This is a genomic window from Streptomyces sp. NPDC055025 (genome assembly GCF_053608565.1).
Genome location: NZ_JBSGVS010000037.1, coordinates 78,232 through 92,379 on the forward strand (window position 1 = coordinate 78,232; position 14,148 = coordinate 92,379).

General features: G+C 70.4%; 15 protein-coding genes. 10 read left to right on the forward strand and 5 right to left on the reverse strand.

Annotation, left to right across the window (positions count from 1 at the left end):
- Window positions 1-90: 90 nt before the first annotated feature.
- The 4 genes from ACWGDX_RS22830 to ACWGDX_RS22845 form a co-directional block, all read right to left on the reverse strand.
- Complete coding sequence (locus tag ACWGDX_RS22830) at window positions 91-732, reverse strand: GNAT family N-acetyltransferase (protein WP_453628241.1); 642 nt, start codon at window positions 730-732, stop codon at window positions 91-93.
- Window positions 733-933: 201 nt separating this feature from the next.
- The gene (locus tag ACWGDX_RS22835) at window positions 934-1,311 is read right to left on the reverse strand and encodes a nuclear transport factor 2 family protein (RefSeq protein WP_453628243.1); all 378 of its coding nucleotides are present in this window, start codon (window positions 1,309-1,311) and stop codon (window positions 934-936) included.
- 222 nt (window positions 1,312-1,533) lie between these two features.
- Window positions 1,534-2,448, reverse strand: a complete 915-nt coding sequence (locus ACWGDX_RS22840; RefSeq protein WP_453628245.1) for an NAD(P)H-binding protein — start codon at window positions 2,446-2,448, stop codon at window positions 1,534-1,536.
- A 4-nt stretch (window positions 2,449-2,452) separates the two neighbouring features.
- Window positions 2,453-3,094 (reverse strand): ScbR family autoregulator-binding transcription factor, encoded by a 642-nt coding sequence (locus ACWGDX_RS22845; RefSeq protein ID WP_453628246.1) that lies wholly within the window; start codon window positions 3,092-3,094, stop codon window positions 2,453-2,455.
- A gap of 710 nt (window positions 3,095-3,804) precedes the next feature.
- Between ACWGDX_RS22845 and ACWGDX_RS22850 the strand changes: the two genes are divergently transcribed.
- The 5 genes from ACWGDX_RS22850 to ACWGDX_RS22870 all read left to right on the forward strand — a co-directional run bounded on the left by ACWGDX_RS22850 (window position 3,805) and on the right by ACWGDX_RS22870 (window position 8,055).
- Entirely contained in the window at window positions 3,805-4,947 is a 1,143-nt protein-coding gene (locus ACWGDX_RS22850) for a type III polyketide synthase (protein WP_453628248.1), read from the forward strand.
- Between the two features lie 47 nt (window positions 4,948-4,994).
- Window positions 4,995-5,525 carry a cupin domain-containing protein gene (locus tag ACWGDX_RS22855; protein ID WP_363083894.1) on the forward strand — a complete coding sequence of 177 codons (531 nt, stop codon included), beginning with the start codon at window positions 4,995-4,997 and terminating at the stop codon, window positions 5,523-5,525.
- Between the two features lie 12 nt (window positions 5,526-5,537).
- Window positions 5,538-6,143 carry a hypothetical protein gene (locus tag ACWGDX_RS22860; RefSeq protein WP_453628250.1) on the forward strand — a complete coding sequence of 202 codons (606 nt, stop codon included), beginning with the start codon at window positions 5,538-5,540 and terminating at the stop codon, window positions 6,141-6,143.
- The gene (locus ACWGDX_RS22865) at window positions 6,140-7,216 is read left to right on the forward strand and encodes a PrsW family intramembrane metalloprotease (RefSeq protein ID WP_453628252.1); all 1,077 of its coding nucleotides are present in this window, start codon (window positions 6,140-6,142) and stop codon (window positions 7,214-7,216) included. The genes ACWGDX_RS22860 and ACWGDX_RS22865 overlap by 4 nt, the downstream gene beginning before the upstream one ends.
- 68 nt (window positions 7,217-7,284) lie before the next feature.
- Window positions 7,285-8,055, forward strand: coding sequence for an SDR family NAD(P)-dependent oxidoreductase (locus tag ACWGDX_RS22870; RefSeq protein ID WP_453628254.1), 771 nt, complete (start codon window positions 7,285-7,287; stop codon window positions 8,053-8,055).
- Between the two features lie 119 nt (window positions 8,056-8,174).
- On the opposite strand, the gene ACWGDX_RS22875 is transcribed toward ACWGDX_RS22870, so the two are convergent.
- Window positions 8,175-9,155: a ScbA/BarX family gamma-butyrolactone biosynthesis protein gene (locus tag ACWGDX_RS22875; protein ID WP_453628256.1), complete on the reverse strand. Its 981-nt coding sequence runs from the start codon at window positions 9,153-9,155 to the stop codon at window positions 8,175-8,177.
- A 218-nt stretch (window positions 9,156-9,373) separates the two neighbouring features.
- On the opposite strand from ACWGDX_RS22875, the gene ACWGDX_RS22880 reads away from it, so the two are divergent.
- The 5 genes from ACWGDX_RS22880 (at window position 9,374) to ACWGDX_RS22900 (ending at window position 14,123) form a co-directional block, all read left to right on the forward strand.
- Window positions 9,374-10,042 carry a ScbR family autoregulator-binding transcription factor gene (locus ACWGDX_RS22880; protein WP_453628257.1) on the forward strand — a complete coding sequence of 223 codons (669 nt, stop codon included), beginning with the start codon at window positions 9,374-9,376 and terminating at the stop codon, window positions 10,040-10,042.
- 276 nt (window positions 10,043-10,318) lie between these two features.
- Complete coding sequence (locus ACWGDX_RS22885; protein WP_453628259.1) at window positions 10,319-10,978, forward strand: ScbR family autoregulator-binding transcription factor; 660 nt, start codon at window positions 10,319-10,321, stop codon at window positions 10,976-10,978.
- Window positions 10,979-11,183: 205 nt separating this feature from the next.
- Window positions 11,184-12,029, forward strand: coding sequence for an AfsR/SARP family transcriptional regulator (locus ACWGDX_RS22890; protein WP_453628261.1), 846 nt, complete (start codon window positions 11,184-11,186; stop codon window positions 12,027-12,029).
- A 369-nt stretch (window positions 12,030-12,398) separates the two neighbouring features.
- Window positions 12,399-13,184: an SDR family NAD(P)-dependent oxidoreductase gene (locus ACWGDX_RS22895; protein WP_453628263.1), complete on the forward strand. Its 786-nt coding sequence runs from the start codon at window positions 12,399-12,401 to the stop codon at window positions 13,182-13,184.
- Window positions 13,185-13,283: 99 nt separating this feature from the next.
- The gene (locus ACWGDX_RS22900) at window positions 13,284-14,123 is read left to right on the forward strand and encodes an NmrA family NAD(P)-binding protein (RefSeq protein ID WP_453628265.1); all 840 of its coding nucleotides are present in this window, start codon (window positions 13,284-13,286) and stop codon (window positions 14,121-14,123) included.
- Window positions 14,124-14,148 lie beyond the last annotated feature (25 nt).

Below are 14,148 nucleotides of genomic sequence, written 5' to 3' on the forward strand. Positions count from 1 at the left end.
AGGAGACAGACTCGCACGACGGCACACCGGACGTCGCCCGCCCCCCGCGGACCGGGCGGAGAGGGGGGAGGGGCCGGCGGACGAGTACGGCTATTCAACCGCCGTCGGGCGTCCGAGATAGGTCAGGGGACCGGGGTCCGGTACGGCGATCTCATGGAAGCCGAGACGGTCGTAGAACGCGCGGGCACCCGTGTTGGCGGTGACCATCGAGAGATGGACCGCGGCCACTCCCTTCCGGTGCAGGGCGCGGAGGAACGTGTGCATCAGGGCGCGGCCGTGCCCCTGCCCCTGGTGGCTGGGCAGGAGATCGATATGCAGATGGGCGGGATAACCGGTCAGCTCGGGCAGGACCATCCGCTCGGGCCGGTGCAGCAGGCCGGTCATCTCGTCGGTCGGAGTACGGACCGGACCGGCTGGTTCCGGATAGCGGCCGGCCAGGGACGGCAGCCAGACATCCCGGAACGCCTTCACGAAGGCGGGGGTGTCGGCGGTGCCGAGAACGTAGCCGACGGCCCGGCCCCGGCCGTCATCGAGCACGAAGGCCAGCTCCGGCTCCAGGGCGGCGTAGGGCGCGGCGAAGATGCTCGGCAGCAGCTCCGGATCCGGATAGAGATGCCGGGAGTCCCCGCCCTCATGGGCGGTGCGTACGCAGATGTCGTACAGCGCGGGGGAGTCGTCGGGGCGGTAGGCGCGGACGGTGGCGGGGGGCGGTGAGGCGGACAGCGATGACATACCAGACATGCTGCCCGTCGCGGGAGCGCTCCCACAAGCCTTTCCGCGATACGGTCCCGGGGCCCGTCGGGCGTACGGCCCCCGGGGTCCGTCCCGGATACCCCCCCGGGGGAGGCCCGGAGTACGGTCCCGGGGCGCGCCCGGGACCGTACCGAAGAGACGCCGACGGGGCCGTACGGACCGGCCCCGTCCGCCGCCGCTTCAGGCCGCGGTGGGCAGCCGGTCCAGGAAGCCGTAGACGCCGGCGATCCGGCCGTCCTCGGCGAGGGTGATCACATCGGAGCCCGCGACGGGCGCCGAGCCGTCGGCGGCGGAGACCAGCTCCCAGCGGAACCGGGCGGTGTCGTGATGCCCGTCCACCTCGCCGGTCAGTGTGAAGGTGAACCCGGGGAACTGCTCCCGCGCTCCCGCGATGACGGCCGCGAGCGACTCATGGCCGGTGACCTCCGCCAGCGGGTCGGTGTAGCGGCCGTTCTCGCTCCACGCGGCGGCGACGGCCTTGGCCCGCTCCTCGGCGGAGGTGGCGTTCCATGCCTCGAAGTAGCGGGTGACAGCGGTCTCGTAACGGTGTGCGGACATGGTGATCAGCCTCCATGGAGGGTTGTGTGCGGCGCCGTGTGTGTGCCGTGCCCACCGGAGGTGGGGCCGGGGCTCGGCCGGAGTGCGCCGCCCGAGTCCCGGTGACCGCAACGATGCCGCCTGTCCGCGAAGGGGTCGATTACGTCGGAGGTAATGAGGACGGGCGGGGGCCCGGCTTCGTGCCGCGCGGCCTGCGCGACCCCGGGGGACCCCCGCGACCCGTCAGACGGGACGGAAGGCCCGGAGATGGTCCGCCGCCCAGGAGCGGTACGTACCGGCGGGCCGGCCGAGGAGTGTCTCCACCGTCGGTTCCACCCGGGCCTTGGCGCCGGACCGCTGCCGTACGGCGCCCTCCATCAGCGCGTCCGCCACCGGGACCGGATACCGGGCGCGCAGCGCCTCGTACGCCTGGTCCCGTGTCACCTCCACAAACCTCAGTGGACGTCCGAGCACCTCGGACAGCACGGCGACCTGCTGTACGGGGCTGATCGCGGCCGGACCGGTCAGGGCGTAGGCCCGGCCCGTACGACCGGAGCCGCTGCCTGCGCCCGTGCCTGCGCCCGTTCCGGTGCCGGTGCCGGTGAGGGACAGTACGGCCGCGTCCGCGATGTCCCGGGGATCGACGGTGGCGTTCGGCGAGGTGCCGTTCATCCCCCGCACCACGCCCTCGTCCCGGATGGAGCGCGCCCAGCCGAGGGTGTTGGACATGAAGGCCCGGGGCCGCAGGAAGGTCCACCCGAGGCCCGAGGCGCGGATGAGGTCCTCGCTGTCCCGCTGCCACCGCGTGATCAGATCCGTCGCGTCCGGTTCCGCCACCGCCTGCGCGGAGAGCTTGACGAGATGCCGTACGCCCGCCGACCGGGCCGCCGTGACGAAATGCTCGTCATGGGCGGGGGAGAGCGGGTCGGCCGTCACCAGCAGCGCGGTCCTGACCCCTTTCAACGCAACGGCCAGACTGGCCGGGTCGGCGAAGTCGCCGCCCACGACCTCCGTTTGGGGACCGGCGAGTGCGGCGATACGGCGGGGATCGCGTGCCAGCAGCCGGACGGGTTCCTCGGGGGCGGCCGGGGGAAGGGTGTGAAAACGTTCCGCCACCAACCGCCCCACGGTGCCGGTGACTCCGGTGAGCAGGATCATCCGGTCAGCCCGCGAGGTCCGCCGCCGTCACACGCGCCCCTCGGTCGGGCGCGGTGTCGATACTGGGCATCAGTCCGGGCACCGCGATGCTCGGCAGTATATGACCCCACAACAGGGAGACCCGGCGCCCGAGATCCTCGCGCTGGGTGAGCGCACGGGACATGAGCTGGATCCCTGCGAACGCGCCCACCAGCAGCTCCACCGTGTCCCGCGGCTGCACATTGGGCAGCAACTCGCCCTGCTCACGGGCCTGTTCCATCAGCACAATCAGGTGCTCGGGCCACTGGCGGAAGGGGCCGCTGTGATCGACACCGGGCGGGGCACCCTGATCCACCGTCAGCCGGACACTTCCCCTGAGCAGAGCGTTCTCCAGGAGCCGGTGGGCGACGGCGAAGGTGATGTCGATGACTTCCTGTAATTTGCAGGCCTGCGGCGGAACGGCCCCGAGCTGCACCTGCTCGTCCAGAACGGCCTGCGCGAGCGCCTCCTTGGACTGGAAGTGGAAATAGAGAGCGCCCTTGGTGACGCGGGCCCGCTGAAGAACCATCGTGAGCGTGGTCGACGCGTACCCGTACTCGTCGAAGACCGCTCCGGCCGCCTCCAGGATCGCCGTGCGCGTCCTGATGGCGCGCTCCTGTGTTGCCATGAAATGCCTCTCCACGGACCGGCAAGCGGACATCGGCGTCCGAAAACAAACCGCCCACCCCGTACTATAGTGCTCAACCGGATGTGGAATATATCCTGTACGCCATAACAATTGGGGACGGACACGGAGACTCGTGGACTCACGCCTCCGGAGATGGCCGATACCTCCTGCATTCCGACAGCGACCACCATCGTTCCCGTCGAATACAGGACAGTCGGTTTGCTTGTCCCGAAGTCGGTCCGGCCGACGGATGCCACGGGGGCGTGTTCGAAAGTCCCGCCTGGCCCGCGCCGCCCGGCACGCACGCCGCCTTGCGATCGCACGCACCGCGGTGACATCAGCCGCTTCGCGGCGGGCGCGGGCCCGCCCTCCGGGCGGACGGCGCTGCCTGCCGCCGGCGCCTCCCGCAGGCGGACCGGATCGGGCGGCCGGCCTTCCCCGCGACCGGCGGCCGAGGTCCCTCACCTCCGGCGCCGGCCGACCGGTGGCCAGGGAGCCGGAGCCCCCTGAATGGCCCAATCGGCCCGCTCCTTCCCTACGTTCCGTAGCCGGTACGCGCAACCCGGACGGTGCTTCGTATCCCGCGCCGGTCCTTCCTTCACGGCCGCCCCCGCACGCCCTCTCCCCTGCTTGTCCCGGGTTGCGTGGCGCTGGACCACCCGTGAGTGTGGGCCGCAGTTCACTGCGAACCCCAATGAAGGAGAGCGCTCGTGGCGACCCTGTGCAAACCCGCCGTCTCGGTTCCCGAGCACGTGATCACCATGGAAGACACACTCGCTCTCGCACGTTCCCTGCACTCGGACCATCCGCAACTGCCCCTGGCGCTGAGACTGATCCAGAACACCGGGGTGGCCAAACGCCATATCGTCCAGCCCATCGAGGAGACCATCCGGCACCCCGGCTTCGAGCACCGGAACATGCTGTACGAGACAGAGGCGAAGGCCCGTGTGCCCGCGGTGATCGATACCGCCCTCGACCACGCGCGGCTGCGCCCCGCCGACATCGACCTCATCGTCTATGTCTCGTGCACGGGGTTCATGATGCCGTCGCTCACGGCCTGGCTCATCAACACCATGGACTTCCCCCAGCACACCAGGCAGCTCCCCATCGCCCAACTGGGGTGTGCGGCGGGCGGCGCGGCCATCAACCGGGCACATGACTTCTGCCGGGCGTACCCCGGAGCCAATGTGCTCATCGTCGCCTGCGAGTTCTGCTCGCTCTGCTACCAGCCCACCGACCTCGGCGTCGGCTCGCTGCTCTCCAACGGACTGTTCGGGGACGCGGTCGCCGCGGCCGTCGTACGGGGTGAGGGCGGCACCGGTATCGCGCTGGAGCGCAACGGCTCGCACCTGGTGCCCGACACCACCGACTGGATCGCCTACAGCGTCCGGGCCACCGGATTCCACTTCCTGCTGGACAAACGTGTGCCCACCACCATGGAGCCGCTGGCCCCCGCCCTGCGGACGATCGCCGAACAGCACGGCTGGGATGCCACCGGCCTCGACTTCTACATCATCCACGCGGGCGGCCCGCGCATCCTGGACGACCTGAGCCACTTCCTGGACGTGGCGCCCGAGGCGTTCCGGTTCAGCCGGGGCACCCTCACCGAGTACGGGAACATCGCCAGCGCCGTCGTCCTCGACGCGGTGCGAAGACTCTTCGACGAGGGCGGACGGGCCTCCGGCGAGCGGGGCATCATCGCCGGCTTCGGGCCCGGTATCACCGCCGAGATGGCCCTGGGCCGGTGGACCACCGGCGGAGCCGGACCCGCGTCCGACATGGCGGAACGGCATGTCTTCGGAACCCGGGGCCGCAGCGCCCATCCCTCGCCCGCGACCGAACCGGTGAGCTGACGCCCGTGACCGGCTCCCCACCGCACCCCACCGTCCTGGAGCACCGCATGACCGAGCTGACGAAGGCCGAGGGGCTGATCGTCCCCCCGGGCGGGGGGACCGTCATCCACACCGCGGCCCAGCAGGTGACCTTCAAGGTCACCGGGGAGCACTCACGGGTCTCCTCCACCTTCGAGGTCGTCGTGCCGCCCGGCTTCGACGTCGGCGCCCATCGGCACACCCGCAGCGAGGAGCTCTTCTACATCCTCGACGGCGAGCTGGACGTGCTGGCCTTCGAGCCGCGCGTGCTGAGCGAGGACTGGCGGCACTGGGAGTCCGCGTCGGGGCTGCGGTCCGTACGGGCCACACCCGGCACGGTCGTCGTCGTACCGCCCGGCTGCCCCCACGCGTTCGCCAACCGGACCGGCCGGGACGCCAAGATGTTCTTCCAGTCCTCCCCGCCGTCCGACCACGAGCGGTACTTCGAGGAACTGCTCGACATCCTCAAGGAGGGCGGCACCCCCGACCCGGTGGCGATCGCCGAGCTCCGGGTGCGGTACGACATCGAGCAGCTCACCCCGCTGCGCCACGACGTCTAGGCCGTCCGCCGTATGGATACCGCAGCGGTCACCCGGAGCCGGCCCCGCCGGCTTGCCCGACCCCGCCACTGGGCCGTCCTCGCGGTCCTGCTCGTCATGGCCGCCCTCACGGCGGGCTGGCCGCTGATCGACCGTGCCATCGCCGACGGCGAGCCCGTGCCGCCCGGCGCGGTGCTGGAGCTGGGGCCGGGTGACAACGTGGCCCTGCTGCGGGTGGCGGGCGCGGGCTGGGAGCTGAGCAAGTCGCGCAGCGATCCGGGCTCCTCGTACGCGCTGTCCCGGGACGGTGTCGACCTGGTCGCCGGATATGTCGACCTCTCCTCGGGCCGCGGTGACGCCGGGCAGCTCTGGACGGGGCTGCGCAAGGTCGTGTCCGTCGCGGACGGCGCCGCCCGGCTGGGCGGCCCGCGGCCCGTCACCAGCGCGGCGGGCGCGCGCGGTCTGACCGGGCCGCTCACACGGCCGGGGCGCGTCGGTACCGCCACCGTCTGGGTGCCGCCGAGTGAGGACTACGCCGTGGAGATCACCGTACTGGCCCGGTCGGGCACCGCGCCGGGCACGGTGGCCGACGCCACCGCGGTGGCCCGCAGCGTCGGCTTTCCACGGGAGGCATCATGACCACGGCCGCGCCGTCGTCGGCGTACGCCTCGGTGCGCGGATCACTGCGACGGCGGCCGGTGGGCTGGCTCTGCGCCGTTCTCTGTCTCCTCGGCGCCGCCCTGATCGTCCTCGACTTCGGCGCGGTCGTCCGGGTCTTTCCCGCCTCCGCGCTGCTCGCCTTCGTGCTGCTCGTGATCACGGTGGGGATCGGGGCGGCGGTCCTCCAGCGGGTACGGCCCTTCCGCGCGGCGCCGCGCGCCTGGGCCTGGAGCGGGGTCGTCTGGGGCGCCACCGCGGCGACCGGCTGTGCCATCGTGGCCAACACCGGTCTCCAGGGCATCTGGTTCAAGACCGCCGGCATCGACTTCGGCTCCCGGTGGGCCGCGGCCCTCACCGCGCCGCTCAACGAGGAACTCCTCAAACTCTCCGGTGTGGCGCTGATCGCCCTGGGCGCCCGGCAGTTGGTCCGCGGTCCGCTCGACGGATTCTTCCTCGGCGCGTTCACCGGTCTCGGCTTCCAGGTGGTGGAGAACTGGACGTACGCCATGAACTCCATCCTCGACAGCGGCGGGGTCAACGGCGGTGTCGACGTCGCCCAGTCCTTCGCCACCCGGGTCGTGCTGACGGGTCTCGGCTCGCACTGGGCGATGACCGGGGTGGCCGGAGCCGGGATCGGCTTCCTGCTCGCCCACGACGCCCGGCCCGCGCGCCGGCGGATCGCGCCGGCCGTGCTGTGTCTGCTGACCGCCATGGCCATGCACTGGTTCTTCGACGCGCCCCTGCTCGGCTCGGTCGGCGGCGTCGTCCTCAAGACGGCGGTCAACTTCCTGATCGCGGTGGGCTTCTATCTCACACTGCGGCACCGGTCGCGGCGGCGGGCACGCGCCTTTCTGCGCTCACCGCGCACCCCGCTCTCCGCCGATCTGCTCACCCGCGGCTCCCGGCGGCGGGCCCTGCGGAGGGTGCCGCCGGCTCTGCGTCCCGCCGCCGAGTCACGGGCCTCCGCCTATCTCACCGTGGTCGAGGAACACGCCGCCAACAGCACTGGATCCGGGCCGGGTTCGGACATCGGCCCTGGACAGGCCTATTAATCGGTTGTTCAGCTTGGAAAAACCCCAAGAGCGCTTCACGCCGGGCCGCCCCCTGGCACACTCCGGCCATGTCGACCAACTCACAGATGCTGACCGGCAAGTCCGCCCTCATCACGGGAGCGAGCAGTGGCGTGGGCGCGTGCGCCGCTCATGTGTTCGCGCGCGAAGGGGCCTCGGTGGTGCTGATGGCGCGCCGGGAGGAGCGGCTCGCCGCCGTCGCCGAGGATGTGCGCCGTGCGGGCGGAAGAGCCGAGTACGTGGTGGGCGATGTGGCCAGCTCCAGCGATATGGCCCGTGCGGTCGAGACGGCGGTGGAGTGCTTCGGCGGACTGGACGTGGCCTTCAACAACGCGGGGGTGGGGGCCCATCAGACACCACTGCACCTCACGGGGCAGGACGAGTACGACGAGATCATGGACACCAATGTCCGAGGAGTGTGGAACGGACTGAGTCACCAGGTCCCGGCCATGCTCCGCGGCGGCGGGGGCTCTGTCGTCAACAACAGCAGTGTCGCCGGACTGGTGGCCACCCCCGTCTCCGCGGCCTTCATCGCGGCGAAGCACGCGGTGATCGGACTGACCAGGGCCGCCGCGGCGGAGTACGGGGCCCAGGGGATACGGATCAACGCCATCGCCCCCGGCATAGCGGGCAGCGAGGTCGTCCAGGAGTGGTTCAGCAGACACCCCGAGGCGGAGAAGCTGCTCCACCGGTCGACCCCGCAGCCGCGTACACCGGAGCCGGAGGAGGTGGCGGAGGCGGCGGCCTGGCTCTGCAGCGACCGGGCCTCCTTCGTCACCGGGGTGGTTCTGCCGGTGGACGGCGGCTTCACCGTGCTCTGAGCGGAAGCCGCGGGACAGGATCCCAGGAGACAGGAGACAGGAGACAGGAGGCCCGGAGGCCGGGGACCCGGGGCCGGGCCGGGAACGTACCGGTGCGGGCCGGGGCCCGCCCCGGGCGTTCAGCGGCCGGACGTGTGCGGGCCGGACGTGTGCGGGCCCGGTGCCGGGGCGCCGGGCGGGGGAGCGCTCACCACACAGCTGAAGACCGGTTCGTCCTCCTGGCTTCCGGTCACCAGGACCGACGACATCCCGTGGAACCGCTCCGGCAGCGGGCGTATCCCGATCCGGCACTCCGCGTCCAGCTCCGCGAAGCGCGGGAACTCGGCGGTGAAGCCGGTCAGTACGCGGGCGCCGCCCCGCAGCACCGAGTTGGCAGCCTGACGGGCGGCTTCGAGCAGGACCATGCCCGGGATGTGATCGACGGGGTGGTCGAAGAGCACCGGATGCCCGGTGTCGACCCGCAGCAGCCAGACCCGCTCCTCAGCGGTCGGGGAGAGCACCACGTCGTACGCGGTGGACCGGCCGACGCTGCCCGGCGGTACGGGCGCTGTCAGGGGCGGCCGCCGAACGTCGGAGCGGGAGGCGCGTTCGCCGCGCAGCCGGCGGTAGACGGCGGGCGCGGCGCAGACGAAGGAGGCACCGCCGGTGGCGACGGTCCGCCCGTCGCGGCGGACGACCGCCTCGTAGCGCAGACCCGAGAGTTCACCGCCGCGTCTGCGGATCTGCGGACAGAAGACTTCGAGGTCCAGACAGGCCGGGACACCGCCGATCGCGAGATGCCGGGGCTCGACGGTGAGGGACAGATCCCGCAGCAGGAAGTGGTGTCCCAGCGGGGTACCGAACTCGGCGTGCGCCAGTAGAGAACCGACCTGGCGGATTGTTTCCGCGGCGAGCAGTGGATCGTGAAGCCCGTCGACCGCGCTGAAGAAGGGGTGCAGCCGTGGCCACTGTCCCGTCACCGAGAAGCGCGCCTCGTCGATCCTGCGCCAGCCGGTGAGCAGGACCTCCGCCAGCGCGGCACGGTGCACGTACTCTCTCGGCACCGTGGTGGTCAACCGGGGCGCCGACGGACCGGGGGCGCTGGTTCCGGTCGGCGCCACCGGTCTTTCCGTACGTGAGGCGCTGTCCATTCGGACGGTCATTTCTGACATGGGGTCTCCCGTGGAGCACGGACGCTGGACGGAAGCCGCGGAGCGCTCCCGGAGCCGGGGAATATACAGACCACCCGGTTTAGTCGGTAGGCTTGACCGGGACCGGCGGGGGAGCCACCTCAGGGCGTCACGAGGACCCCTGGAACTGCACGACGGGAGCCACCCGCATGGCGCAGCAACAGCGTGCGATCAAAACGCGCGCCGCCATTCTGGAGGCCGCGGCCTCGGTCTTCGACCAGTACGGCTACGACGCGGCCACGATCTCGGAGATTCTCGCACGCTCCGAGGTGACCAAGGGTGCCCTCTACTTCCATTTCCCGTCCAAGGAGGACCTGGCGCGGGGCGTGCTGAGCGATCAGACCAGGAATCTGGTCACCGGGCCGACGGACTCCAAGGTCCAGGAACTGATCGACGTCACGATGGTCGTCGCCCACCGCTCCCTGCACGACATGATCCTCAGGGCCGGCACCCGGCTGGCCGTGGAGCAGGGATCGGTCGACTTCTCCGATGTCAGCCCCTTTCCCGTGTGGTCGTATCTCAGCGAGGACCTGCTGGTCCAGGCGAAGGAGCGGGGGGAGCTGCTCCCGTACGTCAAACCCCGGGAGACGGCCGAACTGGTCGTCGGCGCCTGGACGGGAATCCATGTCTACTCGCGTGTGGTGGCGGACCGCCGGGACGTGGAGCGCAGGGTCTCGGTGATGTGGGAGCACCTGCTGCCCAGCATGGTGATGCCGCGTCTGCTGCTCGGGCTCGACGTGGCGCACGACCGCGGGGCCCGCGTGGAGGCGGCCCGCAGGTTCGCGGACGGGACGGGGGCCGAGCCCGTCGCCGAGTGATGACGGGCCGTGACCGAAGGGTCTCCCGGTCCTCCCCGTTCGGCCGGCGCGGACGCACGGACGTGCCCGTGTCCGGGTTCATTCGATCAAGCCGCTCTCCAGGCGCTCTCCAGCCGTTCTCCAGGGCGGCTCAAGCGGTTCTTGAGCCATACCGAACGGTGGCGTTTCCGGACAGTTGGAGTGGCGTAAAGCTTGTACAAACCGCGCCGACGGTTTGTTAATGTCGCTACGCACACCGCGCATCGCTTCCGGTCCTCCCGACATCTGGAGCCGTTGATGGTCAAGCAGGAGCGCGCCGCCCGTACGCGACGGTTGTTGATCCGGGCCGCCGCGGAGGTGTTCGCGGACGAGGGATACGTTCCTGCGTCGCTCACGATGATCAGTCGCAGGGCCGGGGTGAGCAACGGCGCGCTGCACTTCCACTTCGTCAGCAAGGAGGCCCTGGCCAGGGCGGTCGAGGAGGAGGCGGCGCAGGAGGTGCGGCTGATCACCGAGCGTTGCCGGCTCGCCGGCGCGGTGGGCCTCCAGCTCCTCGTCGACGCCACCCACACACTGATGCGCAGCCTCGACGACGATGTCATCGTACGGGCGGGCTTCGAGCTGAGCGGGGACATCTCGCGCCCCCGCGGAATCAATCTGCGGCGCGAGTGGCGGCGCTGGGTCGAGGGCGAACTCGAGCGGGTGGCGTCCGACGGCGGGCTGGCGGACGGGGTGGCGCCGGACGATGTGGCGAGCGCCCTGATGGCGGCAACGGTCGGTTTCGAGGTGCTGGGTGCCAGGGACGACAGGGAGTGGATCTCGCGGCGTACGCTAACCCGGTTCTGGGAGCTGATGCTACCCGCGATGGCCCCGCGCCAGGCCATCGGTACCCTGGTGACCTGCGGTTCCTGCCATTCGAACGGGACTGATGAGGTGGGTGTCGAGGAGCCCGTTTGACGGGAGTACGCTGCCCGTGTCCCGCCCGTATCCCGACCGTTCGGTGACCTGACGGTGACGCTGATGTACGGAGCGTTAACAAAAAACAGTCTGTACGGTTTGGTATTGACAAACCGTCTGTCCTGTTTTTGAATCCATCCGCAGTAATCACCCCGTGAGCGGCCTCGAACGGTACTGACTTCACCTGCAGGGATTGGGGAGACGCGTGGACATCGACGTACTGGGCGCATTGGCTGTGCGGGAGAACGGGAGATCGATCACGCCGACGGCCCCGAAGCCCCGGCAGGTGCTCGCTTTACTGTCGCTCCACGCCGACCAGGTGGTGCCGGTGACCGCGTTGATCGAGGAGCTGTGGGCGGGGGAGCCCCCGCGCAGCGCCAGGACCACCCTCCAGACCTATGTGCTCCAACTGCGGTCCCTGATCGCCGCCGCGCTCAAGCACGGAGCCCAGGAGGGCGCGGAGGGCGCGGAGGGCATTGCGCGCACCGCCAAGGACGTACTGGTCACCCTCCCCGGCGGATACCGCCTCGACAGCGGTGGCGGCACCAGTGACGTCCGGGAGTTCGACCGGCTCGCCGGTCTCGGCTACCGGGCGATGGACGCGGGCGACTACGCGGGCGCGGCCCGCCAGTTGCGGGAGGCGCTCGCGCTGTGGAGCGGCCCCGCCTTCGCCGATGTGCACGGCGGCGCCCAGCTCGACATGGAGATCAAGCGGCTGGAGGAGAGCCGGCTCTGCGCGCTCGACCAGCGCATCGAGGCCGATCTCCGGCTGGGCCGCCATCGTGAGCTGCTCGCGGAGCTGACCGTGCTCGTCAGCCGCTACCGCACCCACGAGAATCTGCACGGCCAGTTCATGCTCGCGCTGCACCGCTCCGGCCGTCGCGGCGAGGCGCTGAACGTGTACCACCGGCTGCGCGGCACGCTCGTGCGGGAGCTGGGTCTCGAACCGTCCGCCGGGCTGCGCCGGCTCCAGCGCTCGATCCTGATGGCGGGGCCGGAGGCGGCGGCGCCCGTGGAGAATTCCCGCGAGCCCCTCGTCCGGGTGAGCTGACCGTACGGGCGCACCGCATTCCGTTCCGCTTCCGCTTCCGCTTCCGCTTCCGTTCCGGTTCGGTTCGGGCCGTTCCGGGCCCGCCCGTACGGGCGGGATTTCATTCTCTTTTCCGCCCGTCGTTTCCGCGGATCCATTCCCGAACGCCCTTCTCCGTTCCGCCGGTGCCATTCGGGACGGTGGAAATGGCATTCCGTTCGCCGGTCTTGGAGCCGTACTAGACGGGTACTCAAGAATTCAAGAACCAAAGGCTCGGCACGGCTACCGTACTTCGCGTCGGAGAGTTTCGGTTCGATGGAGATTCGACGAGGTACGGAGGGAAACCGTGGAGATTCAGGTTCGGGACCCGCTGAGTGCCGGGGAAATAGGATGAGGGCGCCGAGAAACCCGGTGGCACTGATCACGGGTGCGACGCGGGGAATCGGTCTGGGGGTCGCGCGGGAACTCGCCGGGCGCGGCCACCGTGTGTTCATCTGCGCGCGAACCGGCCAGGAGGTCAAGCAGACCGTCGAGGATCTGCGCGCGGAGGGGTTCGAGGTGGAGGGCACGGTGGCCGACGTACGGGACCGGGCGTCGGTCTCCGCCCTGGTGGCCACCGTCGTCGCCCAGTTCGGCCCGGTCAACATCCTGGTGAACAACGCCGGCCGGGGCGGCGGAGGGCCCACGGCCGAGATCGCCGACGAGCTCTGGTACGACATCATCGACACCAACCTCAACGGTGTGTTCCTGCTGACCCGTGAGGTCCTGCTGCACGGCGGTCTCGTGGAGGCCGGTCATGGCCGGATCATCAACATCGCCTCGACGGCCGGGAAGCAGGGCGTTCTGATGGGCGCCCCCTACTCCGCCTCCAAGCACGGTGTCGTCGGCTTCACCCGGGCGCTCGGCAAGGAGCTGGCGCCCGTCGGTGTCACCGTGAACGCGGTCTGCCCCGGCTATGTGGAGACCCCGATGGCCGAGCAGGTCCGGCAGGGGTACGCGGCGGCCTGGAACACCACCGAGGACTTCGTCCAGGAGCAGTTCGAGGCGAAGATCCCGCTCGGCCGCTACTCCACGCCCGAGGAGGTCGCCGGTCTGGTCGGCTACCTCACCACGGAGAGCGCCGCGTCGATCACCGCCCAGGCGATCAACGTCTGCGGCGGTCTGGGCAGTTCCTGAGCCCGTCGGCGGGTTCAGGGAGCGGGGCGTAGACGCATACGTATGGAACTGAGCTTCACAGCTATGTCGCGTCTCAGGCGAATGGACTTGACTGTACTCATGACTCAGACCACGCAGAACGCCCAGACAGAGACGAAGACGACGCTCGTCATCGGCGGCACCGGCAAGACCGGACGCCGCGTCGCCGAACGCCTTGCCGCCCAGGGCGCTCCCGTGCGGATCGGTTCGCGCAACGCCGACCGTCCCTTCGTGTGGGAGGACCCGGCCACCTGGGAGGGCGCGCTGGAGGGCGTCGGAGCCGTCTATGTCACCTACTACCCCGACCTCGCCTTCCCCGGCGCCGCCGAGTCCGTCGGTGAGTTCTCCAAGGTCGCCGTCGCCCACGGCGCGAGCCGCCTGGTGCTGCTCTCCGGCCGCGGTGAGGAGAACGCGCAGGTCGCCGAGGAGAAGCTGAAGGAGTCCGGCGCCGACTGGACCGTCGTACGGTCGAGCTGGTTCGCCCAGAACTTCAACGAGAGCTTCTTCCTGGAGCCCGTCCTCGCCGGCGAGCTGGCGCTGCCGACCGGTCACGCGGTCGAGCCCTTCGTGGACGCCGACGACATCGCCGACGTGGTCGTCGCCGTGCTGGGCGACCCCCAGCACATCGGCAAGACCTACGAGCTGTCGGGTCCCCGGCTGCTCACCTACCAGGACGTGGCCGACGAGCTGTCCAAGGCCACCGGCCGCGAGATCAAGTACATCTCGGTCACCAGCGACGAGTACCGCGCCTTCCTGAAGGAGAACGACCTTCCGGAGGACTTCGTCGAGCTGTTCGCCCTGACCCTCGACGGCCGCAACGCCCACCTGGTGCACGGTGTGGAGGAGGTCCTGGGCCGTAAGCCCCGTGACTTCGCCGACTTCGCCAGGGACGCCGCCGCCACCGGCGTCTGGAACGTCTGATCCACCGCTCCGGCCGGCGGTGCCG